The organism is Hyunsoonleella flava (assembly GCF_004310325.1).
Taxonomy (GTDB): domain Bacteria; phylum Bacteroidota; class Bacteroidia; order Flavobacteriales; family Flavobacteriaceae; genus Jejuia; species Jejuia flava.
This window is the reverse complement of sequence record NZ_SIRT01000030.1, coordinates 1-677: the sequence shown is the minus strand read 5'-3', so window position 1 is coordinate 677 and position 677 is coordinate 1. Positions and strand designations below refer to the sequence as shown.

General features: G+C 34.7%; 1 protein-coding gene. It reads left to right on the top strand.

The features are described 5' to 3' along the window. Window positions 1-119: 119 nt before the first annotated feature. On the top strand, window positions 120-677 hold a 558-nt coding region (locus tag EYD45_RS16555), incomplete at its 3' end, for a hypothetical protein (RefSeq protein ID WP_130965777.1).

Genomic DNA, 677 nt, shown 5'->3' with positions numbered 1-677 from the left:
GATTATAAAACACCAAATATGGTATACCTGCCTGCCGGCAAGGCAGGTTTAAAAACAGCGTAAATCAATTTTTAACCTGTAGCCATATTTCAGGACTAGACATTTGAGAAACAGAAACTATGTCAATATTGAACAAGCTTTTTGGAAAAAACAAAAATTTGGAATTTAGCACAGACATTAAATCTTCTGTAAAAGAAATGCTATTACCAAATAGCATAGCCCACGGATTTCCAATTCATAAAAGATATCAAGAGAAAATCGTCAACAAAATAGTCGAGATAGATGCAAAGGAATTTGTTGGCTCATTTTCAGAATGTCACTTTGTAGATTGTGAAATAAAAATTCGTTGTTCTGCCAAATACACCTACGTCTTGACCAATAAATGTACCTTCGCAAATTGCCTTATTTGGGCTCACACAAAACAAATTGGAGGAAATTGGAACCCAAAATTTAAAAATTGCTCATTTAGGGGTCGATATGAATTACGCTTCGAAAATAAACTAGTCAATTGTGACTTCTCTCAGGCCAAAATAAGCTTTGTTGGTTTGCTTGAAAACCATACTCTAGATGGAATAAAAGGAATCGCTTATCCAAACATTGTAGTCATCGATCCTAAGGAGAATCATTCGAAATGGGAAAAAACTGAAGCGCCTGATGATTTTAAAGACTTGGTTTGG